The sequence below is a fragment of the Nocardia abscessus genome (genome assembly GCF_015477775.1).
Lineage (GTDB): Bacteria > Actinomycetota > Actinomycetes > Mycobacteriales > Mycobacteriaceae > Nocardia > Nocardia abscessus_A.
On record NZ_JADLQO010000003.1, the window covers coordinates 25,321 to 47,703 of the forward strand.

Sequence of the window (22,383 nt, forward strand, 5' to 3'; positions counted from 1 at the left end):
TCAGTTCTCCGCCGCCGGTCGCCGGTGATGCGCGAGCAGGGTGTCGTAGATGTCGGCCAAGGCGGCCAGCTGCCGGCGATCGAGGATGTCGATCATGTGCCTGCGCACGCTCTCCACGTGCGCGGGCGCGGCGCCGGTCAGCACGTCGGCGCCGCGCGGGGTGAGCTTGGCGGCGGTGCGGCGCGCGTCGTCGGGGATCGGCTCGCGCACGACGAGCTCCCGTTTCTCCATCCGGGTGATCTGGTGGGAGAGCCGGCTCTGCGACCACTCCAGCTTGGCCGCGAGTTCGGCGAAGGTGAGCCGGTGGTCCGGCGCCTCGGCCAGATAGGCCAGCACCGAGTATTCGACGTAGGTGAGGTCGGACTCCCTGGTCGAATCCCGCCCGACCGCCGCGGCGATGAGGTCGCGGGTGCGCACGAAACCCAACCAGGCGCGCATCTCGACGTCATCGAGCCAATGGGGATCGGTCACGATAGCGCTCCAAACTCTGACGTGTCCCGAACGTTCCGCGTCACGCCGTGCGGCGCGCGAACAGTCTGCGCGCGGATGGACCCGGACGCCGGGGCGTTTTCTCAGAGATGAGAGGTAGCATCACCGGGGTTGAACGTGCAACCTTTCGGGCCAACTGTCCGAGATAGGGTTGCCTAACCAGCAGTGGCGTGCACGGCGGTGGCTAGGCTCGCTGTGCTCGTGCCCAGCCCGGCCGTCCTGCGTTCGGGCCCACCCGAAGGAGTGCGACTGGTGACCGCGCCGGACTTCCGCTATTCAGATCTGCTGCCGATCGGCGCGGACGACACCCCGTACCGGCTGCTCACCACCGAGGGCGTCAGCGCTTTCGAGCACAACGGGCGCAGGTTCCTGCAGGTCGAGCCCGAGGCGCTGCGGCTGCTGACGGAAACGGCGATGCACGACATCAGCCACTTCCTGCGCCCTGCGCATCTGGGTCAGTTGCGCAAGATCATCGACGACCCGGAGTCCAGCGGCAACGATCGCTTCGTCGCGCTCGATCTGCTCAAGAACGTCAACATCTCCGCGGGTGGCGTCCTGCCGATGTGCCAGGACACCGGCACCGCGATCGTCATGGGCAAGAAGTCCGAAGGCGTGCTCACCGGAGCCGACGACGCGGAGTGGATCAGCCGGGGCGTGTTCGATGCCTACACCAAGCTGAACCTGCGCTACTCGCAGCTGGCGCCGATCACCATGTGGGACGAGAAGAACACCGGTTCCAACCTGCCCGCGCAGGTCGAGCTGTACTCCACCGCAAGTGATCCGGCGAACCCGTCCTACAAGTTCCTGTTCATGGCCAAGGGCGGCGGTTCGGCGAACAAGTCGTTCCTGTACCAGGAGACCAAGGCCATCCTGAATCCCACGCGGATGCTGGAGTTCCTGGACGAGAAGATCCGCTCGCTCGGCACCGCGGCGTGCCCGCCGTACCACCTCGCGGTGGTCATCGGCGGCACCAGTGCCGAGTTCGCCTTGAAGACGGCGAAATACGCCTCCGCGCACTACCTGGACAATTTGCCCACCGAGGGATCGTTGTCCGCGCACGCCTTCCGCGACCTGGAACTGGAGGAGGAGGTCTTCAAGCTGACCCAGTCCTTCGGCATCGGCGCGCAGTTCGGCGGCAAGTACTTCTGCCATGACGTGCGGGTCGTGCGCCTGCCCCGGCACGGCGCCAGCTGCCCGGTCGCCATCGCGGTCTCCTGCTCGGCGGACCGGCAGGCGCTGGCCAAGATCACCGCCGAAGGCGTGTTCCTGGAGCAGCTCGAGCGCGAGCCTGCCCAGTACCTGCCCGAGCAGACCGACTCCATTCTCGGTGGCGACGTGGTGCGCGTCGACCTGAACCGGCCGATGGACGAGATCCGCGCCGAGCTGTCCAAATACCCGGTGAAGACCAGGCTTTCACTGAGCGGTCCGCTGGTCGTGGCGCGCGACATCGCGCACGCCAAGATCAAGGAGCGGCTCGACGCGGGCGAGCCGATGCCGGACTATCTGCGCGACATGGCCGTCTACTACGCGGGCCCGGCCAAGACGCCGGAGGGCTACGCGTCCGGTTCCTTCGGCCCGACCACGGCGGGCCGGATGGACTCCTACGTCGACCAGTTCCAGGCCGCGGGCGGCTCGTTCGTCATGCTCGCCAAGGGCAACCGGTCCGCGCAGGTCACCAAGGCGTGCAAGGAACACGGCGGCTTCTACCTCGGATCGATCGGCGGACCGGCCGCCCGGCTCGCGCTGGACTGCATCAAGTCGGTCGAGGTGCTCGAGTACCCCGAGCTGGGCATGGAAGCCGTGTGGAAGATCGAGGTCGAAGATTTTCCCGCGTTCATCGTCGTGGACGACAAGGGCAACGACTTCTTCGCCGAAACGCAGAAGCCGATCGCGCTGCGCGTGCGCACCCGTTCCAAAGAGCGCGTCTGAGCCTTCCTCGACCCGCATGCGGCAGGCCGCGGACACGCCGATGTCCTGCCGATCACCGGGGCTTCGACGTCGTCGCAGCGGGCACGCTTAGCGGAGTACACCGTTGATTCCGGCACCGATGCAGGTCGAGGAGAGCTATGAGCATGTCCAGACCAGTACCGACGGCGTTGTGTATCACCGAGTCGGCCGCCCACCGGTTGGCCGATCGCGCTGCCCGGGAGGGAACCAGCTGTACCGCACTGCTCGATCGGCTGATCCACGAGGGCGTCGACCAGCTCGACCACCCGGGGATCGTCTTCCGCGGTCCGCTCGACGACCGCCGCGCCGCGCTGGCGGCGGGCCCGGAGGTCTGGGAAATCGTTGCGCGCCTGCGGGAATTGGACGGCCCGATGGAACGCCGGATCGCCGTGCTCGGCGCGAAGTCGGACCTGAGTACGAGCAAGATCAGATTGGCGCTCGCCTACGCACGGGCGCACGGCGGCGAGATCCTGGAGCGGATCGCGCGCAATAGGCAAGCGGCGGAGTCGATTCGCCGGGGCGGCGTACGCGTGGCCGCCGCGCGGCTGGGTCCCAGCGCACTGGACGGTCCACCATGCGCGTGATTCAGCCGTATTGTCCGATGCGGCCGGTCTTCACATAGCTGGGGAGGGAATGTGAAATTCCCTCTACCTGTGGATAGCCCACAAACTCGCGGGCGGCTGTCGGCACGAGCCGATAGCCGCCCGCGGTGCGTATGCGGCTCGGTATCGCTCGCTGCGCTTGGGCCGCAGCGAAATTCGGCCTGGCGTGCCATCGTCTCGTGTCGGGTCTCCTGGCGTTGCGACATACCGGCCGAAATGGACGAATCTGGCCCGTACGAACGTCGATTCAGTCGCGAATCGCCCAAATGCCCCGTCGATTCGGGCAATCCGGGAGTAGTAGCCGCCGCGGCGCCACTGTGATCCACAGCACTGGAATAGATTGTGGACAGGCAGTTTTCCATGCGGCGCGAAATATTTGCTACATCAGGACAATTGGGTGCATATCGGGCATGCCATCTCAGTATTATCCCAAGCTGTGGAGTTCTCTGTGGAATTCGCTGAATGTTGTCCACATTCCGAGTGAGTGGCATGTGGAGCCGGGCATGATGTGGCGGGAGCTGGCGGACCGTCGGCCGGGGAGGTGGGCGACCAAGTGGCTACCCGCGATGCCGCGCTCTGACCCGGGGCCGGATGAGCGCGGTGACGTCGGGGCGTCGCCTGGCGGCACGGCTGGAGCGGCCGTCGTCGGCACGGTGCGTGGGTTCCGATCGGGGCAAACCAGGCATAGGTGACCCCAGGCGATAGCATCGCCGCATGGTGCTCGAGAATGCTGGGCGGAGTCGGATGGTGGCGGCGCTGTCGGTGGCGGTGCTTCCCGCGCTGGTCGCGACCGGTGTACAGGCAGGGGAGGCGCGGGCGGACGTCGTGGTCATCGATCAGCGGGAATCGGTGGGCTCGGCGACAGGAACAGAGGGGCTCGATCCCGCGTTGGCCTTGGCCTACACCCTCGCCGAACGCGAGGCGCGCTCCCAGGGGGTGCCGCTGTCCATCACGTCCGGATACCGGACGCCCGCCGAGCAGCAGGCGCTGTGGGAGGACGGTGTGGCGACCTACGGTCCGGATGACGCGCGGCGCTGGGTGCTGCCGCCGGAGGAGTCCACCCATGTGTCCGGGCAGGCGATCGACGTCGGCCCGCAGCAGGGTGCGCGCTGGCTCGAGGCGAACGGCAACCGTTGGGGGCTGTGCCGGACGTTCGAAAACGAATGGTGGCATTTCGAGTTGGCCACCGTCCCGGGCACGAACTGCCCGCCGATGAAGCCGGACGCGAGCGTGCGCTGACGTCACCGGCCGGCCGGGCGCGCTAGACCATGGGGTCCGGAATGGCGGTGATCAGCCCTCCGTCGACGAGCAGATCCTGCCCGTTGACATAGGACGCCGCACCGGATGCGAGAAAGGCGACGGCGTCGGCCACGTTCTCGGCGGTACCGACGCGTCCCGCCGCCACCGTGGCGCTGATCGCGGCCTGTGCTTCGGCGGAGACGTTCGCGCGGAACGACGGCGTCGCGATGTAGCCCGGACTGACGGAATTGACCCGGATGCGCCGGGGCGCCAGCTCGGCGGCGAGGCTGCGCGCCAGGTTGTGCACCGCCGCCTTGGTCGCCGAGTAGAGCGATGCGCGGGGCACGCCGCGATGCAGGGCCCAGGAGGCATTGATGACGATCGCCCCGTGATCCGCCACGAGGGGGAGGGTCTTCTGGATGGTGAAGAACACCCCTTTGAAGTTGGTATCCACCACACGGTCGAACTCGGCTTCGGTGATGCTCTCGGTCGGTTGGAACGCCGCGATGCCCGCGTTCGCGAAGACGACATCCAGCCGTCCGTAGCGCTGTGTCACGGCAGCGACGAGCGCGTCTAGGTCGTCGAGATCGGCCGCGTCGCCGGCCACCGCGAGCACGCGATCGGCGTCGCCCAGCTCTTCGGCGGCGGCCTCGAGGCGGCTCTTGTCGCGCCCGGTGATGACGACGTGCGCACCTTCGATGAGCAGCCGTCGTGCGGTGGCCGAGCCCATGCCGCTGGACCCGCCGGTGATCAAGGCGATCTTGCCGTCGAAGCGGTCGCTGTCCGCGCCCATGAGAACCTCCCGAACGATTCCGTGTACGAGTATGTTCGATTGTACAAATAAATACGTACAGTTCGACTGTACGTCATCCCGCGCGCTAGCCTGGTCGCGTGATCGCGGCACATCCCGAGCGAGCGCAGATCCAGTTGACCAATGTGCTCACCGCACTGGGCAACCCGCTGCGCCTGCGGGTGGTGCGGATACTGGCCGAGGGCGGCGAGCACACCTGCGGCTCGGTGCTGCCGGACGTGGCCAAGTCGAATCTGACCCACCACTGGCGGGTCCTGCGCGACGCGGGAGTCATCTGGCAGCGCCCCTCCGGGCGCGAACTGCTGCTGTCGTTGCGCCGCGACGACCTCGAAGCCCGCTTCCCCGGCCTGCTGGACACCTTGCTCGACGCCGCCCGCCGCGAAACCGCGGACTGAACCGTCGCACGACCCGCTGCCGTCTTTCCGGGCGGCGCTGCCGAACGGCTACGTCACCGGCGTGAGTTCCAGCCCGCCCTCGATCGTGCTGGGTACTCGTCGGCGATCGGGGGAGCCGAGTGCGGCGGTCAGATCGGTTCCCTCGTGTTCGGCGAGCAGGTCGCCGCTGTCCCAGACCAGCAGGGTCGCGCTGACGGTGTTCTCCGCCGCCGCGTGCGCCAGGTCGTAGTGCGCGCACGCCGGGACGTGCGGATAGGTGATCCACAGGTCGTAGCCGGTCATGAACAGGTCGAGGTCGAACTGCACGCTCAGTCCGAGCAATTCGCTGCGGCCGTTGTCGTCCACGCCCGCGAACGCCTCGTCCAGCGCCAGCAGGCGCGGAGCCTGCGGGTCCGCCGAATCGAGCATGACGTGGGCTGCGGCGAACAGCGGCAGGTGCAGCGACACCGACTGCTCACCACCCGACAGCGCGCTGTGTCTGGCGACGGTGAGCTTGTCCTCGCTGCCGTCGGCGGAGATCAAGGTGAACGAGAACACCCGCCAGGTGCGGTAATCCAGGGTCGCCGCCAGAATCTCGGGGTAGGAGCGTTCCGGATGGGCGGTGCGCGCCGCGCGGATCTCGGCGGCGAAGTGCGCCCGGATCGCCGCCAGATCCTCCGCGGTGAGCGCCGAGGCATCCCGGTCGAGCAGCTTGCACATCGCACGCGCCGCGTCGGACAGGCTGTCGGCGAGCACCCAGTGCACGCCGATGGTGTTGCCCGAGGACATTCGCCGCTGCTTCATCTCCGCGCCCATTCTGGCGATGAGATCGCGCGCGTCGCTGGTGCGTTCGTGGATCTGCTGGGCCAGGCCGGTCAGCAGGGCGTCCTCCAGGATGCGCCGCTCGGCGTCGGTGAGGAGCAGTTCCTGGTCACGGCGCGCGGCGTCGATGCGGGTGGCGAAGTCGGCCAGCGCGGAGACACCGTGCTCGTCGTGCACCTGAACGACGGTGAGACCGTCGGCGGCATCCCATTGCAGCCGGTAATCGCGGCCGGACCCGGACAGGGCGGCGTCGAACTCCTGCAGCGCACCGGTCACCGCGGTGCGGGTGGACTTGCGCGTCGCCTCGCTCGCGCGCACCGACGCCGTGGCGGCGGCGAGACTGTCGAACAGCGCGGCGACTTCGTCGGGTAGCACCCGCGGTGGCGCCTCCGGCCCCGCCGTCGAGATCCGGTACAACAGCTGCTCGGGCGTCGACCACGCGGCGTCGCTGGTGGGCCAGCGTCCGTCGGCGGGCGCGCCGAGCAACGTGAGCAGATCCGGCCGGGCATACGGGGCAAGGGCTTTCACCTCCGCCAGTACCTCGGTGAGGGCGGTGGCGAGGGACTCGTGCGCCGTGCGGTAGGCGGCTTCGGCGTCGCCGACTGCCTCGATGGCCGCATTGGCGGCTTTGCGCGCGGCTTTCTGTTCGGCCTTGGTCGCCTCGATCCGCTGCCGGGCCTGTTCCAATTCGCGATCGATGTCGGCCGCGCCCGCACCGAGCGCCTCGCGCAGGGTTTCGAGCTTGCGCACCTGTTCCTCGTAACCGGATCGCGCGGCCTCGGCCTCTTCCGCGAATGCCTCGGCCAGGTCGGCCGCCTCGGTCGCACGGTCCTCGGCTTCGCGTTCCCGCTCCCGTTCCCGCTCGTGATCGCCGCGCAGCCGCAGCAGTGCCGCGCCGGTGTTCTCGAAGTGCCGGATGGCGGCGGCGAGGGCGTCGATCTCGCGCGCGGTGCGCGGCATGCGGTGTGCGGTGGCGGCCGCCCGCAGCTTCTTCTCCGCGACGGACATCTCCGCGACCGCCTGGTCGAGATCGCGTTCGGCCTGGGCAGCGGTCTCCGCGCGCGACCGCAGCACGCCCGCGGCCTCGGCGACGGCGCGCAACGCGGTGGTCACCGCGGCCGGGCGCGGAAGCGCTCTGGCGGCGGCGGAGATTCGCGCGAGTGCGGCGGCGGCGTCGGCCTCCTGCTGTTCGGCGGCGCGCAGATCCCCGTCCGCGGCCGTCAGGGCGGCCGTCAGTTCGGCCGCGCGGATGTCGCGGCGCCTTGCCCGCGCGGTGGCGCCGATGAACTCGGCTTCGGCCTTGTGGTGCCTGCCCACCTGCACGCCTTGCCGGAACGCGCCGTCGGCGGCGATGGTCACCGCGCCGCTCGATTCGCCCGGGTGTTCGTGCAGGGCGATGGAGGCGAGCACGTCGGCGACGACCTGCCGGGGCACGGCGAGGGTGTCCGAATCGTCCTCGACGACAAGCACGTCGGCGAGGGTACGACCGGCCGGTCGGTCCGGCGCGGGCAGCGGCACCAGGAATTGGTCGGATCGGTAATCCGGCGGCAGTTCGCCCGCTGGACAGACCCAGCCGTCGAGCAGATTCGCGGCGTGCAGTGCGGCCTCGATACCGGCCGCGGCCTCCGGGGTCACGTCGTCCGCGAAGCGCACCAGCCGCCACAGTGCGGCGCCGGGCAGGTCGCCGCTCCGGCCGGAGCGGCCGGCGAATACCGGTGGCGCGTCGTCTCGCCGAGTCGTGACCCGTTCGCGCTCGGTGGTCAGTTCCTCGATGCGTGCGGCGGTCGCAGCAGCGCGGGCGCGCGCCTCTTGGCGCCGCGCGCGGATCTCCTCGAGCAAGAGGTCGGCGCGCTCGGCCAGCACCTCGGCGACCGTCGGCGCATCCGAACCGGCCTCGGCGAGAGCCGCGTTGAGCGCCTCGAACAGGCCGGCGCGCACGGGAGCGTAGACCTCGCGGTGCTCGTCCCACCAGGTTCGCAGCGCGGACGCGACCTCGGAGCGGGTCAGCGCGACCGCCGCCTCGGCGTGCGCGACCTCCGCCGCGGCCGCGTCGCGCAGTTCCCCGGCGCGCTCGGCGAGCCGCTCGGCCCTGGCGCGTTCGGCGGCGGCGCTGTCCACCGACGCCAGCGCCGCGCGGACCGCGCGCACGTCGGCGTCGCGCTCCTCGGCGTGCCCGCGCACCGCCGCGGTGAGCTGATCGGCTCGCGCCGCCGCGGGCAGCGGCGTCCACGCGATCCCCGCCTCCTCGGCCGCGTCGCGCAGGTCGTCCTCGCCGCGGGCGAGTGCGGCGGCGGCGGTGCGCACCGCGGTTCGCGCCCGCTCGGCCTCTTCGGCGCGCTGGTCCAGGGTCTGGCGCGCCTTGAGCGCCTTGTCGGCGTGCACGCCTGCCGAGGTCTCCAGGCGCCGCACCGCGTCGGCCAGGTCGTCGAGCTGCTGTTTGCCCTCGTAGGCGCCCGAACGCTGGAGATTCTCCCGATCGGCGAGGGCCTGCTCGTAGGCGCGGTCGGCGTCCTCCGCCCTGGCCTCGGCCGTGGCGCGCTCGGTTTCCCTGCGCTCGCGCAGTGCGGTGGCGGCGAACAGCGCGGTACCGGCGTGGGTCACCGCGTCGAGTCGCGCACGTATCTGGTCGACGTCCGTCTTGGCCTGTACCGCAAGGTATTTGCGGTACACGTCGACGAAAGCCCTGGTGGCGGTGTCGGCATGCACCAAACCCTCCAGGGTGCGGCCGACCTCCTCCATATCACTGAACGACCGGGCGGCGTCGAGGAGCAGCTGCTCGTCGAGCGGGCGCAGGCCGTCGGTGAGCGCCTGGGACAGGCCGCGCGGGTCGAGGTTCTTGGCCAGCTGCGGGCGGCGCAGCGTGAGGATGAGGTTGATCAACTGGTCGTAGCGCTGCGCGCCGAGACCGAACATGCGCGCGTCGATGGCGTTGCGGTAGTCCACCGGCCGGTCGACTATCGAATCGGTGCCGATCTGCTCGGCGAGCTGTTTGCGGGTGAACGGCCGGTCGTCCGGGCCGATCAGGGAGAAGTCGACACCTACCCGGCCGTCGGCGACGAAATACCAGCGGGTCACCTTGTCCGAGGACCGGGTGGCGCGCATGCCGATGCCGACGGTGACCGCCTCGGGGTCGTCCCAGCGACCGCGGGCGAACTCCATCCAGACATAGGAGTAGGCCGAGTCCTGCTTGCGGTAGAGCAGGTTCGACTTCATGGTGCGTTCCTCACCGGCGAACGGGTTGAGCCTGCGCGGCTCGATCCGTCCGTCCAGCACGAAGGGGAACAGCACCTCGAGCGCTTTGGTCTTGCCCGAGCCGTTCGGGCCGCGCAGGACCAATCTGCCGTCGGCGAAACAGAACTCCTGGTCGCGGTAGTCCCACAGGTTGACGATGCCGGCGCGGGTCGGGGTGAACCGCACTCCGCCGTGAATGAGCGACATGCCTCAGTTCCCTTCCGTCCCGGTGCCGTAGGTGTCGGCCGCGGTGACGAACAATTCCGCGGCCCGCTTGGTGCGGACCGTGACGACCGCGCCACGGTAGCGAGCCAGCGCGGGCAGCACGAGCAGTCCGTCGTCGACCACCCGCACCAGCCGCAGCCGCGCCAGCAGTGCCACCACCTCGGTGGTCAGGCGCGCGACGTCGGCCTGCCACTGCGCGGCGAACGTGGCGCCGTAGCGATCGGCCAGCGCCTGCACCGTTTCACGCAGCCATGCCCGGTCGACCAGCGGGTAGCCGCACGGATCCGGTCGGTGCGCCGATTCCTGGGTGCCGCCCGGCGGATCGAGTTCGTCCGCGGACGAATCCAGCGCACGCAGCTCGGCCAGCGGTGCGAACACGCTCGACTCGGGAATGGCCTCGTCGAGCTGGTCGGCGAGAGCCTCGCCCGGGTCCGGGGCGGCGGGCCGCCGCGGCAGCGGGTGGTCGATATCCAGCACACGGTCGGCTATCTCGCCCGCCAGCAGCAAGGCGACCTGCGCGAGGGTGCCGGTCCCGGGGAACCGGACGTCCGACAACCGCCCGGAGGTGTCGATCAGCGCTACTCCCTCGGCGCGGCGCTCGGCGCGCAACCCCGTGAACAGCTCGACATCCGCGACGACCCGGTCCTGGGCGAGCACGGGGCGTTCTTCGGGCGCGAGATCCTCGGCGTACACCACCGGCTGTTCGACCAGTGCCCTGCGCACCCGGCGTGCCATTTCGGCGGTGGTCGTCGCGTGCGCGGAAACACCGGTGACCGTGGGCTCTTCGGCGAGCAGCCCGCGCACCGTGTGCAGATGCTGTAGTGCCCGCGGCGGCCGGAACAGCGCGAAGACCACCGGCCGGTCGATGTCGTAGAGCGCTTCACCGGCCTCCGGATCGCTGGCCCAGCCGCCGGCGTCGCCGTCGGCCAAGGTGAGCGCGCCGCGCACGGTCAGCCAGCCCACCGCGTCGACGAACGCGTCGCGGTCGGCGGCCCGGTCGGTGGCGAGGTCGAGGCCGTCCACCCGGCCCGCGTAGGCGGCGACCTGATCGGCCAGCTCGGACAGCGTGATCTGGTCTCCGGCGCGCCCCAGCGCGGCGAGGGCCAGGGCGAGATAGGCGTAGCGGCGGCGGTCGAAGACCCGTTCGGCGGGCGTGCGCGCGGGCCTGCCCGCGTCGAGGCGGTCGGGCACCGGGAACACCCGCGCGGTGGTCTCGGTGACTTCGAGCCGGTAACCGAACAATTCGGCGAGGTCCTCGCGCAGTTCGGTGGCCCAGCGGCGGATCAGCGGCAGTGCGATCCGGTCCGGGTAGGTGCGGGTCACCAGATGATCGGCCAGGATGACGCGTGCGGCGCGCTGGTAATTGTCCAGCGCGAGCGGGTCGATCGTGCGTGCGTGCATCAGCCGCGCTCCCCGCGTGGTTGCGGCCGGGTCCTGCTCGTCGGCTCTATCTTCAGCGACCGGTTGTTCAGGCGCAGCAGACCGCGCGTGGTGCGCACGACGGTCGGGCCGTCGTGCTCGGACACCGTCAGGGTGACGCCGCTGTCGGTGCCGGTGGTGCCCGCCACCCGGCCGCGCACCGGAACCCACGCGGTGGACGCGGCGTCCAGCAGCCGCAGCAGGACTTCCGTTTCCCGGTCGTCCAGTACCCGTTCGTGCAGGTCGCCCGAAGCCAGCGACCGGGCGGCCTCGGCGCGCGCCCGCTGCGCGTCCAACTGCGCCTCCCGCAGGCGGCGGATGCCCGCGTCGTTGCGGTGGAGGCGGGCGGGCGCTCCCGCCGAGGGCGGGCGGCCGGTCTCGGCGAGCGTGCGGGAGATCTCCAACGGCGGTGCGTCCCACCAAGATCGAATCGCCGGAATCACGTCGGCGTCGGGGTGCTCCATCGCCAGGTGACGCGGCTTGCCCAGCCCGAACACCACGTCGAACAGCGCGTGCGCGCTGTCCACCGTCGGCGCCGCGGTGAACCAGCCGGCCAGATGCCGCAGCGCCGATTCGCGGCTGACCCCGCCGCGCCGGGTCTCGGTGACCCGCCGCAACAGCGAGAGCACCGCGGCGATGGCGCTCATGGTGGCCTCGCGCAGCCGCTCGGCTTCCGTCGTCTGCGCCGACTCCGCGCTGCCTGCCGCGACGAACCAGGTCCGCAGTCCGTCCCACCTGGCCTGCCAATCCGACCGGCGTTCCTCGATGCTCAGCAGCACCCGTTCGTCGCTGCGCGCCGCCCTGGCGATCAGGTCCTCGGCTCCGGTCTCCTCGATCTCGGCGATCGCGGCCGCCAGCCGCGGCGTGAACCGGGCCAGGTCGAGGCTGAATTCGCGCATGTGCGCCAGCAGCGCGTCCTTGTGCGCGAGGAACGATTCGGGGGTGATCTCGGTGGTGCGGACCAGGTCGCCGAGTCCCAGATAGAAGTGCGCGGCACGGGCGGCCAGATCGGACAGCGCGGTGTCGAGGCGGCGCAGGGTGCGGTAGACGCGTTCGGCGTCACCGGCCCGGTTGGCCTCGGCCAGGGTGTGCAGATCGGCCAGCAGCTCCGGCAACACCAGGCGTGACAACGAGGCATCGTCGAGGCGGGCGTTCAGCACACCCGCGACCGCCCGGTATGCCTGAAATCCCGCCTGGGAGAACTGGTACACGTAGTGCCGGTTGCGATATTCGGCCAGCGTGGCGGCGCGGGTTCCGTCGTAACTGCGCTCCAGCACACCCCACTGGTGGAGCTGGTCGAGCAACGGACCGATCTCGGCGGCGGTCAGGCGTGGGGCCGTGGCGCCGGTGACGGTGTCCGGGGAGCGGGCCGGCGCACCGGTTTCCGGGTGCCGTCCGTCGCCTTCGTGCGGATTCGGAAAGGGCGTGCGCGATTCGGTAGTGTGCGCGACGCCTTCCTGAGTCGCGACCGGTTGGTTTGTGTCGAGTAGATCGGGCGTGCGCAGCGCGGCCCCGTTGCGTTCGATCCACTCCGCGACGTCGTCCGCGTGCAGCAACACCACGTACGCCGCCCGCGCGCTGTCGAACGCGCGCAGCACCCACAGGTAGTCGGCGCGCCGCTCGGCGGTGGCGAAGGAGAACAGCCGCAGCCGGTCGTCCCAGCGGGTATCGGCACAGCCGTCATCGGAGTCGGTCACCGGGAACAGGGTAGTAGCGGGCCGGTCGCCGCCTGCACGACGTTCCGGTGTTCGGCGTGGCCGCGTCCGGTTCGTCACCGTTCGCCGAGGCTGCGGCGCGGATCGGTTCACTCGACGGACAACGAACGCAACTGCTCCAGGTACGCGCGGGTGCGTGGGTCGCCAGGGTAGAGCTCGATGATCTCCCGCGCGACTTCGCCCGCGATCCACATCAGCGACGGCAGTGAGCGCCTGCTGCCCGCGAACGCGCGCTTGCCCTCGGCCAACGCCAGTTCCAGATTGCGATCGCGCACCGCGACGACGGCCAGCGTCAGGTGCGCCTCGGAGACGCGCATCGGGTTGCGCAGCGTGCCGTCCGGACGGGTCGCGTTGCGGATCACCTCGCGCGCGTAGGTTTCGGCGAGCCGATCCTCGCCCGCGACCCGGCAGCAGTCCATCGCGTAGAAGTCGAACTTGTTCGCATCGATGACGAAATGGTTGTCCAAATTGGCCGGGTGTTCGAGTCGCTCCAAGATAGCTCGCCCGTCATCGAGCGCGGCTTCCACCTCGCGCGGGTTGCCCAGCCTGGCCCAGGCTTTGGCGCGCTGGGCGGCGAGCTGGACGCCGACGCGCAGGTTCTGGCTTACTTCCAGCGTCGGCTGCACGGTCTCGATGACGCCGCGGTAGTTGCCCTGGGTGAGCGCGAACCACGCGGTCATTTCCGCTGCCCACGCGGCGATCTCGGTGTTCTCCGCCTCCTGGCCGAGGGATTGGGCGGCCCGGCGGGTCGCCTCGGCGGCGGTGCGCCGGCCCAGGTCGTAGTCGACGCAGCCGACCAGGAGTGCGACCCATCCGGCGAGAACCAGGATTTCGCGGTGCTGCGCCAGAGTCAGGCGACCGTCCAGCAACGAGGTGATCCTGCGCAACCACGCGGTCCCCTCGCTGTGTAGGTCGTGCGGGTCGGCGTAGGAGTATTCGCAGCACAGGCGTTCCGCGGTGATACGGATCGCCTCCAGCGTCACCGAGGACACGTCGGACATGCGCAGTCTGCCGATGAACTCGAGCGTGTCCATGCCCGTCGCCGAGAGCAATTCGTCGTCCCGGTTCGGTCTCACCTTGGGAAAGAACGCCGCGGTCACCGTGTCGAAGGTGGCGGCGATGATGGGCGCGTAGAAGTCGTCGGGGCGTGATTCGCCCGATTCCCAACGGCGCCAGTTGCGTAGGAGCGTACTGTCGGTCGGCAGGTTGTGCGAAGACTTTCCACGCATCACGCGAACAGCGTCGGCTTGCGACCACCCCCTCGCGTCACGCTCGGAACGCATTCGGACAGCCCAGACGGGTCGATCGTCGGTAGCGGCCACGTCTGTAGTATCGCACCAGTTAACGTTCGGTGGCCCCAAGAGGGCAGGCAGATGTCCGTGTGTTGACAGCTACTTTCGCCGCACCGCGTTGTGCATACTCGAACTGGCGCCAAAAGTTTGCCAATCCCTGTTGCAAGAGCAACTGCAAGTACATCTGCTCTTGCACGAAGCGCAAATACCCCGTAAAACGGGTGGATCCACATAAGAGAACAGCGATCCCAATCCAACGGAGGTTCGGGTGGAAGCGTTGATCTATGGATACTTGCGTGACGATCTGGCCGATGGCCACAGCAAGGAGCTCGAGGCCGCGATGAGCAGCCTCGCCCGCGAGGAAGGGCTGTGCTTCGCCGCAACGTTCCATGAATCGACCGGCGGTGACGGGACGGCTTTCGCCGAGCTCACGGCGGAACTCAAGCGCGCGGACGCACACCACGTGGTGGTCCCGTCACTCGATCACTTTGCCGGTCAGACGATTCCGCGCGACATCCTGATCGCGAAGCTCGCTCAGGAGGCGGCGGCGCGCGTGTGGACCGTGGAGAGCTGAGCGCCGCGACCGAATTGCCCGGTACCGCACCGTTACCCGATTTCGCAAACCGGTCGCCGTTCCCGTCGCGACCACACCCGCTGCCAGGGAAGCGAGCAGCCCCGCGAGTCGGTGCTGTTCGAACAGCGGGTACACCTGCCAGTGCAGCAGATAGGCGAACAGCGAGCTGTCGGCCAGCACTGCCGCGCAGGCGGCGACCACGGCGGGAACGCGGACCGCGGAGAACCACACAAGGACGAGCAAGCCCGCCATGACCAGCCGTTCCCGGTCGGGAACGCCGAAATACCCGGTCACCGTGACGAGTACGACGGCGCTGACCGTCATCCGCTGCCACGACGACGTCGCCTTCGCCGCCGCCCAGCCGAGTGTGAACAGCCACACCGCCAGCGGGGAGAACGGAATGTCCTTCGCCGAATACAGACCGAACGCCTGGTATCGGAAGACGAGGCTCAGTGCGACCAGCGCCATCGCGAACCAGAACGGCCCGGCGCGTTGCCACCGGTCCACCGAGGGGATCCGGATCAGCAGCGCGGCGGCCAGCATGAAGTACACGAGTACTTCGAGAAACCACAGGTGCCCGGCGGTGGCGCTGTCGTGCGGGCCGAGAATCTTGTTCAGCAACAGGACATTTTGCCAGCCGTAGTAGTCGCTGAACGTCATCGTCAGGGCGACCCACAGCGCTGTCGGCGCCGCGATGTATGCCACGGCGCGCAGCGTGTGGCGCAAACGCTCGGCAGGTGGCGCCGCGGTCACCGCGAAGCGCGCGAAATTGAAGCCCGCTACACCGAGCAGGACGTGCGCGGCGCCCCACCGTTCGAACACCCCGGCGTGCGAGCCCACGATGAGTACGATCCCGATCGCGCGCAGCATCGTACCGGTGTCGAGCGTCCGCCCGAAACGCCGGTGCTCCGCCGGGATCCGTTCGAGATCCGCCACCGGCATGGTCGGCCAGTCGGTGGGGAGGCGGCCGAGCACCCGCTCCAGCCGTGCCGCGGTGGTCACGTAGGTGAGCGAATTGCCGCCGAGATCGACGAACGTACTGTCGGGGCGGATCCGCGCGAGGTCGATGCCCAGAGCCGCGGCGTAGACGGCGCGGATGTCCCGCGGCTGCGGGGCACAACCGGCCAGACGGCGGATGGCCGGATAGTCGGGTTTGCCGTTGGGTAGCCGAGGCATCCGCTCGACCGGGTGGACGCGCACGGCGGCGGCGGGCAGACCGGACAGGCGCGCGGCGATCCCGGTGGGGTCCGAGCGCGGGCTCTCCACCGCGACGACCAGATGTGCGTCGTCGTCGGCGCAGCACGCGGTGAAACCGGCTTCCGCCAGGCCGCATTCGAGACGTTCCAAATCGATGCGCAGACCGAAGATCTTGGCGAACCGGCTGCGCCTGCCGACCACCTGATAGAGACCCTCCGGTGTGCGCCGGGCCAGATCGCCGGTGCGCAGGGCTTCGACCGTGGCGCCGAGGGCGAGATCCGCGGCGGAAGTCGCGTACCCCATCATCACGTTGGCCCCGCGATAGACCAGCTCGCACGGCCCGTCCTCGTCGTCGACCGGTTCGAGGGTGAATTCGCCACCGGGGATCGGGATTCCGATGCAGTCCGGATGCGCGCTCGCCAGATGGGCGGGCAGGTAGGCCATCCTGGCGGTCGCCTCGGTCTGGCCGTACATGACGATGAAGTCCCAGCCGGCTTCCCGGCCGAGTTCGGCGTACTCGCGCACGCGGTCCGGAGCGAGCTTTCCACCGGCCTGGGTGACGTAACGCAGGTGGGGCAACGTCATGCGGGCGAAACCGATGCGGTCGAGCAGATCGATGGTGTAGGGAACCGCGGCGAAAGACGTTGCGCGACATTCCCGGAACGACCGCCAGAATTCCGTATCCAATACCGACCGGTCGGTGAGCAGGAGACCGGCTCCGCGCAGCAGGTGGCTGTGCACCACCGACAGCCCGTAGCAGTAGAACATCGGCAAGGTGGTGGCCGCGCAGTCCTCCGGGCCGATGGCCAGGTACTCGGCGATGGCCGCGGCGTTGGCGCGCAGGTTCGTCGCCGAGAGCCGGACCAGCTTCGGCGACCCGGTGGATCCCGACGTGCTCAGCAGCAGGGCGAGATCGGGATGCAGGCGATGCGCCGAGCTCTCCCGGATCACGCGGGCACGGCCGGCGACGACGATGACATCCGGATCGTAGGCCTCCCGCAACTCCGCAGTGATCTCCTCGGCGAGCAACACGGCGCATCCGGCGCTGAGCGCGCCGAGATACGCGACGAGTGAAGCGAGGTCGTTGCGGGCGGCGAGCGCGACGAGGCGACGGGCCGGGCCCAGCTCGGCCGCGTAGTCCTCGACCAGCGCGGCAAGCCGAGCGTAAGTCAGCTGCCGGGCGGGTGCGGGCACGGCGACGCCGTCCGCCCCGGCACGGTCCGGGCAGTGGACGGCGATCCGGTCGTCGAAGCTGCGCAGACACTCGACGATCGGATGGACGGTCACCGGCGAAAGTGTAGGAGGCGGTCGTTTCCCGGCGCGAAGGTGGCCCCCTGGCGAACTTCCGGTGAACCCAGCGGCGCAGCGCCTCCGGCATCGAAGGCTGCGCCGTACAACAGATCAGAGACCGAAACTGCCCGGACCTCGTCTGCGCAGGTATTTCTCGAATTCGGCCGCGATGGCGTCGCCATCGATCTTGGCCATCGCCTCGTTCACGTCCACCGCGGCGTCGCCGCGCTCCTCCAGTGAGCGCACGTACTCGCTGATCTCCTCGTCGCCCACGGTCATCTCGTTGACCGCGGTCTCCCAGTCCTCGGCCTGCTTGGGCAACTCGCCCAGGGGCACCTCGATGTCGAGCACGTCCTCGACCCGGTGCAGCAGCGCGATGGTCGCCTTCGGGTTCGGCGGCTGGGAGACGTAGTGCGGAACGGCGGCCCAGAACGACACCGCCGGGACGCCCGCCTTCACGCACTGGTCCTGCAGCACGCCGGTGATCCCGGTGGGGCCCTCGTAGCGGGTCTGTTCCAGGTTGAACCGCTCGGCCGCCTCCTTGCTGTAGGCCGAGCCGGTCACCGGTACCGGTCTGGTGTGCGGAGTGTCGGCGAGCAACGCGCCCAGGATGACCACGGTCTGGACCCCGAGCTGCTCGATGAACTCGAGCAGGTCGCCGCAGAAGCTGCGCCAGCGCATATTCGGTTCGATACCGCGCAGCAGCACCACATCGCGGTCGCTGCCGGGCGGCGAGCAGACCGACAACATCGTCGACGGCCACTGGATTTCCCTGGTCACACCGTCCACCTGGCGCACGGTCGGCCGGTTGACCTGATAGTCGTAGTAGTCCTCGGAATCGAGTTCGGCCAACGGTTCGGCGTCCCAGATCAGTTCCAGATGCTCGACGGCGCCGCTGGCCGCGTCACCGGCGTCGTTCCACCCCTCGAAGGCGGCGACCAGTACCGGATCCCGCAACGTCGGCAGTTCCGGATCGGGAGTTTCACTGGCGTTCACCCGGTCAGCCTACGGCGTACGGCGATATGGCGTGTCGTATGGCGGCCGGACGGGATGGCGTGTTCCCGCCGATGCGGTGATCGCGCCGGGGTGTGGTCCAGGACACCGAGCCGCGACGTGGTGGGCCGGAACGTCGGCCCCGCACACTACGCTGGAACGCATGTCTGCGTCCGTCCCCGCCGAGTTCGACACCACGCTACTCGACACGCTCCGCCGCCGTGTCGTCATCGGCGACGGTGCGATGGGCACCATGCTGCAAGCAGCCGAGCTGACCCTCGACGATTTCCGCGGGCTGGAGGGCTGTAACGAGATCCTCAACGACACCCGCCCCGACGTCCTGCGCGACATCCACCGGGCCTATTTCGAGGCAGGCGCCGACGCGGTCGAGACCAACACCTTCGGCTGCAACCTGCCCAACCTCGCCGACTACGACATCGCCGACCGGATTCGCGATCTCTCCGAGCGCGGCACCCGGCTGGCCCGCGAGGTCGCCGACGAGATGGGCCCGTCCTCCGACGGTACGCCTCGGTACGTGCTCGGTTCGATGGGGCCGGGCACGAAGCTGCCCACGCTGGGGCACGCCGGGTTCGCCGCGCTGCGCGACGCCTACACCGAGGCCGCGCTCGGCATGCTCGACGGCGGCGCCGACGCCGTCCTCATCGAGACCTGCCAGGACCTGTTGCAGGTCAAAGCGGCGGTGACCGGCAGCAGGCGCGCGATGGCGAAGCTGGGCCGGCGGATCCCGATCATCACGCACGTCACGGTGGAGACCACCGGCACGATGCTGGTCGGCAGCGAGATCGGCGCGGCGCTCACCGCACTGGAGCCGCTCGGCATCGACATGATCGGCCTGAACTGCGCGACCGGACCGGACGAGATGAGCGAGCATCTGCGCCACCTGTCCCGGCACGCGCGGGTGCCGGTCTCGGTGATGCCGAACGCGGGGCTGCCGGTGCTCGGCGCCGACGGGGCGGTGTACCCGCTCAGCCCCGAAGAGCTGGCGGTCGCGCTGCGCGGGTTCGTCAGCGAGTTCGGCCTGGCCCTGGTCGGCGGCTGCTGCGGGACCACGCCCGAGCACATCCGCCAGGTCACCGCCGCGGTGCGCGAGGTGGAGCCCACCCTGCCGCCGATCACCGAGCGGCGCGCGCCGGTGCACGAGCCGAGCGTGTCCAGCATGTACACCGCGGTGCCGTTCGAACAGGACGCCTCGGTCCTGATGATCGGCGAGCGCACGAACGCCAACGGTTCCAAGGCCTTCCGCGAGGCCATGCTGGCCGAGGACTGGCAGAAGTGCCTGGACATCGCGAAGGACCAGACCCGCGACGGCGCGCACATGCTGGACCTGTGCGTCGACTACGTCGGCCGCGACGGCACCCGCGACATGACGGAGCTGGCCGGCCGGCTGGCCACCGCCTCGACGCTGCCGATCATGCTCGACTCCACCGAGGCCCCTGTGCTGCAGGCCGGGCTGGAACACCTCGGCGGGCGTTGCGCGGTGAACTCGGTGAACTACGAGGACGGCGACGGTCCCGATTCGCGTTTCCAGCAGACCATGCGGCTGGTCGCCGAGCACGGCGCCGCGGTGGTCGCGCTGACCATCGACGAGGAGGGCCAGGCCCGCACCGCGGCGAAGAAGGTGGAGATCGCCGAGCGGCTGATCGCCGACATCACCGGCAACTGGGGGCTGTCGGAAAGCGACATCATCATCGACACGCTCACCTTCACGCTGGGCACCGGCCAGGAGGAGTCGCGCCGCGACGGCGCGGAGACCATCGAGGCCATTCGCGAACTCAAGCGCCGCCACCCTCGGGTGCAGACCACCTTGGGTCTGTCCAACATTTCCTTCGGTCTCAACCCCGCGGCCCGGCAGGTGCTCAACTCGGTTTTCATGCACGAATGCGTGGAGGCCGGTCTGGATTCCGCGATCGTGCACGCCTCCAAGATCCTCCCGATGAGCCGGATTCCGGACGAGCAGCGCGAGACCGCGCTGGATCTGGTCTACGACCGCCGCGCCGAGGACTACGACCCGCTGCAGAAGCTGATGGCGCTGTTCGAAGGAGTGTCCACGTCGTCGTCGAAGGCGTCGCGGGCGGAGGAGTTGGCCGCGCTGCCGCTGTTCGAACGGCTGGAGCGTCGGATCGTCGACGGTGAACGCGCCGGGATGGAGGCCGACCTGGACGCGGCCATGACCGAGGTGCCGCCGTTGCAGATCATCAACGAGACCCTGCTGGCGGGGATGAAGACGGTCGGCGAGCTGTTCGGATCCGGCCAGATGCAGCTGCCGTTCGTGTTGCAGTCCGCCGAGGTGATGAAGGCGGCCGTCGCGTACCTCGAGCCGCACATGGAGGCCACCGACGACAGCGGCAAGGGCCGCATCGTGCTGGCCACGGTCAAGGGCGACGTGCACGACATCGGCAAGAACCTGGTGGACATCATCCTGTCGAACAACGGCTACGAGGTGGTCAACCTCGGCATCAAGCAGCCGATCTCCACCATCCTCGACGCGGCGGTGGACAAGAAAGCGGACGTCATCGGCATGTCCGGCCTGCTGGTGAAGTCGACGGTGGTGATGAAGGAGAACCTCGAGGAACTCAACGCCAAGGGCGTGGCCGAGCAGTTCCCCGTGCTGCTGGGCGGTGCGGCCCTCACCCGCTCGTACGTGGAGAACGACCTCACCACGGTCTACGAGGGTGACGTGCACTACGCGCGCGACGCGTTCGAGGGCCTGCGGCTGATGGACGACATCATGACCCGCAAGCGCGGCGGCGGGCTCGACCCGGACAGCCCGGAGGCCATCGCCGAGCGGGAGCGGGCCGCCGAGCGCAAAGCGCGCCACGAGCGCTCCAAGCGGATCGCCGCGGAGCGCCGGGCGGCCGAGGTACCCGTGGTGGTGCCCGAACGCTCCGACGTCGCGGCCGATTTGCCGGTGCCCGTCCCGCCGTTCTGGGGCACACGGCTGGTGAAAGGTCTCGCACTGCACGAGTACTCGGGACTACTGGACGAGCGGGCGCTGTTCCTCGGTCAGTGGGGCCTGCGCGGTCAGCGGGGCGGCGAGGGCCCGAGCTACGAGGAACTGGTGGAGACCGAGGGCAGGCCGCGCCTGCGCGCGTGGCTGGACCGGCTCAGCACCGAAGGCGTGCTGCAGCACGCCGCGGTCGTGTACGGCTACTTCCCGGCGGTGTCCGAAGGCGACGAGGTCGTAGTGCTCACCGAGCCGGATGCCGATGCGCCGGAACGGTATCGGTTCACCTTCCCGCGCCAGCAGCGCGACCGCTTCCTGTGCATCGCCGACTTCATCCGGTCGCGAGACTACGCCAAGGCGACGGGGCAGGTCGACGTCCTGCCGTTCCAGCTGGTCACGATGGGTCAGCCGATCGCAGACTTCGCCAACGAGCTGTTCGCCGGCGACAACTACCGCGACTACCTCGAGGTGCACGGCATCGGCGTCCAGCTCACCGAGGCGCTCGCGGAGTACTGGCATCGCCGCATCCGAGAGGAACTCGTCCTGGACGGCCACGCGGTCGCCGACTCCGACCCGGCCGACGTGCAGGAGTACTTCAAGCTCGGCTATCGCGGCGCGCGCTACTCCTTCGGCTACGGCGCCTGCCCCGACCTGGAGGACCGCGCCAAGCTGGTCGATCTGCTCGAGGCCGATCGCATCGGTGTCGTGCTGTCCGAAGAGTTGCAGCTGCATCCGGAACAGTCCACCGACGCGTTCGTCCTGCTGCATCCGGAGGCGAAGTACTTCAACGCGTAAGCGTTCGCGGATGCGGTGCGGCGCCGGCGGCCGGAGGGCCTCGGCGCCGCGCGGTCGGCGTCGGCTGTCCGGCCGTCGGCCCTGGTTGCTTCTGGAGCCGTTTCGGCACGTCTGCTCCGACACGGTCCGACGTCCCTGATTCCTGACGGCTCGACAGACTGCTTGGTCTGTCGAGGAGTTCGGAGTGGTTCGCAACGCGCTTTGTGTGGTGTCGCGGCCGAGTGGCGCGCGGCGAGCCATAGTGAAATGCTCTCGCCCGAAGGGCCTTTGCTACCTGCCCGGATGCCCTGTCCCGCGGGAATCGGAGCGCTCGTCGGCGCGTCACCGTGCCCGGGCGCGCGGTGTTTACCTGGGCGATCGCCCATCCCCGCGCCGGGAGGTGGATGTCTGTCGGGTGGATGTG

General features: G+C 69.4%; 14 protein-coding genes. 6 read left to right on the forward strand and 8 right to left on the reverse strand.

The window, feature by feature from the left end:
• The gene (locus IU450_RS10805) at window positions 1–471 is read right to left on the reverse strand and encodes a MarR family winged helix-turn-helix transcriptional regulator (protein ID WP_195149661.1); all 471 of its coding nucleotides are present in this window, start codon (window positions 469–471) and stop codon (window positions 1–3) included.
• A 270-nt stretch (window positions 472–741) separates the two neighbouring features.
• Between IU450_RS10805 and IU450_RS10810 the strand changes: the two genes are divergently transcribed.
• From IU450_RS10810 to IU450_RS10820, 3 genes are all read left to right on the forward strand, one after another.
• Window positions 742–2,418: a fumarate hydratase gene (locus IU450_RS10810; protein ID WP_195149662.1), complete on the forward strand. Its 1,677-nt coding sequence runs from the start codon at window positions 742–744 to the stop codon at window positions 2,416–2,418.
• Window positions 2,419–2,561: 143 nt separating this feature from the next.
• On the forward strand, window positions 2,562–3,020 hold the full coding sequence (locus tag IU450_RS10815) for a hypothetical protein (protein ID WP_228834420.1): 459 nt from the start codon (window positions 2,562–2,564) through the stop codon (window positions 3,018–3,020).
• Between the two features lie 732 nt (window positions 3,021–3,752).
• Window positions 3,753–4,277 carry a M15 family metallopeptidase gene (locus tag IU450_RS10820; protein ID WP_228834421.1) on the forward strand — a complete coding sequence of 175 codons (525 nt, stop codon included), beginning with the start codon at window positions 3,753–3,755 and terminating at the stop codon, window positions 4,275–4,277.
• Between the two features lie 22 nt (window positions 4,278–4,299).
• On the opposite strand, the gene IU450_RS10825 is transcribed toward IU450_RS10820, so the two are convergent.
• A complete protein-coding gene (locus tag IU450_RS10825) occupies window positions 4,300–5,070 on the reverse strand; it encodes a glucose 1-dehydrogenase (protein WP_195149663.1) in 771 nt (256 codons plus the stop codon).
• A 98-nt stretch (window positions 5,071–5,168) separates the two neighbouring features.
• Between IU450_RS10825 and IU450_RS10830 the strand changes: the two genes are divergently transcribed.
• Entirely contained in the window at window positions 5,169–5,483 is a 315-nt protein-coding gene (locus IU450_RS10830) for an ArsR/SmtB family transcription factor (RefSeq protein ID WP_195149664.1), read from the forward strand.
• Window positions 5,484–5,531: 48 nt separating this feature from the next.
• On the opposite strand, the gene IU450_RS10835 is transcribed toward IU450_RS10830, so the two are convergent.
• From IU450_RS10835 to IU450_RS10855, 4 genes are all read right to left on the reverse strand, one after another.
• Window positions 5,532–9,722: a TIGR02680 family protein gene (locus IU450_RS10835; protein WP_195149665.1), complete on the reverse strand. Its 4,191-nt coding sequence runs from the start codon at window positions 9,720–9,722 to the stop codon at window positions 5,532–5,534.
• A 3-nt stretch (window positions 9,723–9,725) separates the two neighbouring features.
• Window positions 9,726–11,141, reverse strand: a complete 1,416-nt coding sequence (locus IU450_RS10840; protein ID WP_195149666.1) for a TIGR02678 family protein — start codon at window positions 11,139–11,141, stop codon at window positions 9,726–9,728.
• Window positions 11,141–12,856 (reverse strand): TIGR02677 family protein, encoded by a 1,716-nt coding sequence (locus IU450_RS10845; protein WP_416382858.1) that lies wholly within the window; start codon window positions 12,854–12,856, stop codon window positions 11,141–11,143. Before IU450_RS10845 ends, IU450_RS10840 begins: the two co-directional genes overlap by 1 nt.
• Window positions 12,857–12,963: 107 nt before the next feature.
• Window positions 12,964–14,103: an XRE family transcriptional regulator gene (locus IU450_RS10855; RefSeq protein WP_195150008.1), complete on the reverse strand. Its 1,140-nt coding sequence runs from the start codon at window positions 14,101–14,103 to the stop codon at window positions 12,964–12,966.
• A gap of 331 nt (window positions 14,104–14,434) precedes the next feature.
• Between IU450_RS10855 and IU450_RS10860 the strand changes: the two genes are divergently transcribed.
• Window positions 14,435–14,740 (forward strand): hypothetical protein, encoded by a 306-nt coding sequence (locus IU450_RS10860; protein WP_083887588.1) that lies wholly within the window; start codon window positions 14,435–14,437, stop codon window positions 14,738–14,740.
• On the opposite strand, the gene IU450_RS10865 is transcribed toward IU450_RS10860, so the two are convergent.
• The gene (locus tag IU450_RS10865; protein WP_195149667.1) at window positions 14,642–17,224 is read right to left on the reverse strand and encodes an AMP-binding protein; all 2,583 of its coding nucleotides are present in this window, start codon (window positions 17,222–17,224) and stop codon (window positions 14,642–14,644) included. The genes IU450_RS10860 and IU450_RS10865 overlap by 99 nt on opposite strands.
• Before the next feature lie 114 nt (window positions 17,225–17,338).
• A complete protein-coding gene (locus IU450_RS10870) occupies window positions 17,339–18,223 on the reverse strand; it encodes a PAC2 family protein (protein WP_039798445.1) in 885 nt (294 codons plus the stop codon).
• 160 nt (window positions 18,224–18,383) lie between these two features.
• Between IU450_RS10870 and metH the strand changes: the two genes are divergently transcribed.
• Window positions 18,384–21,980, forward strand: coding sequence for a methionine synthase (gene metH, locus IU450_RS10875; protein ID WP_195149668.1), 3,597 nt, complete (start codon window positions 18,384–18,386; stop codon window positions 21,978–21,980).
• Window positions 21,981–22,383 lie beyond the last annotated feature (403 nt).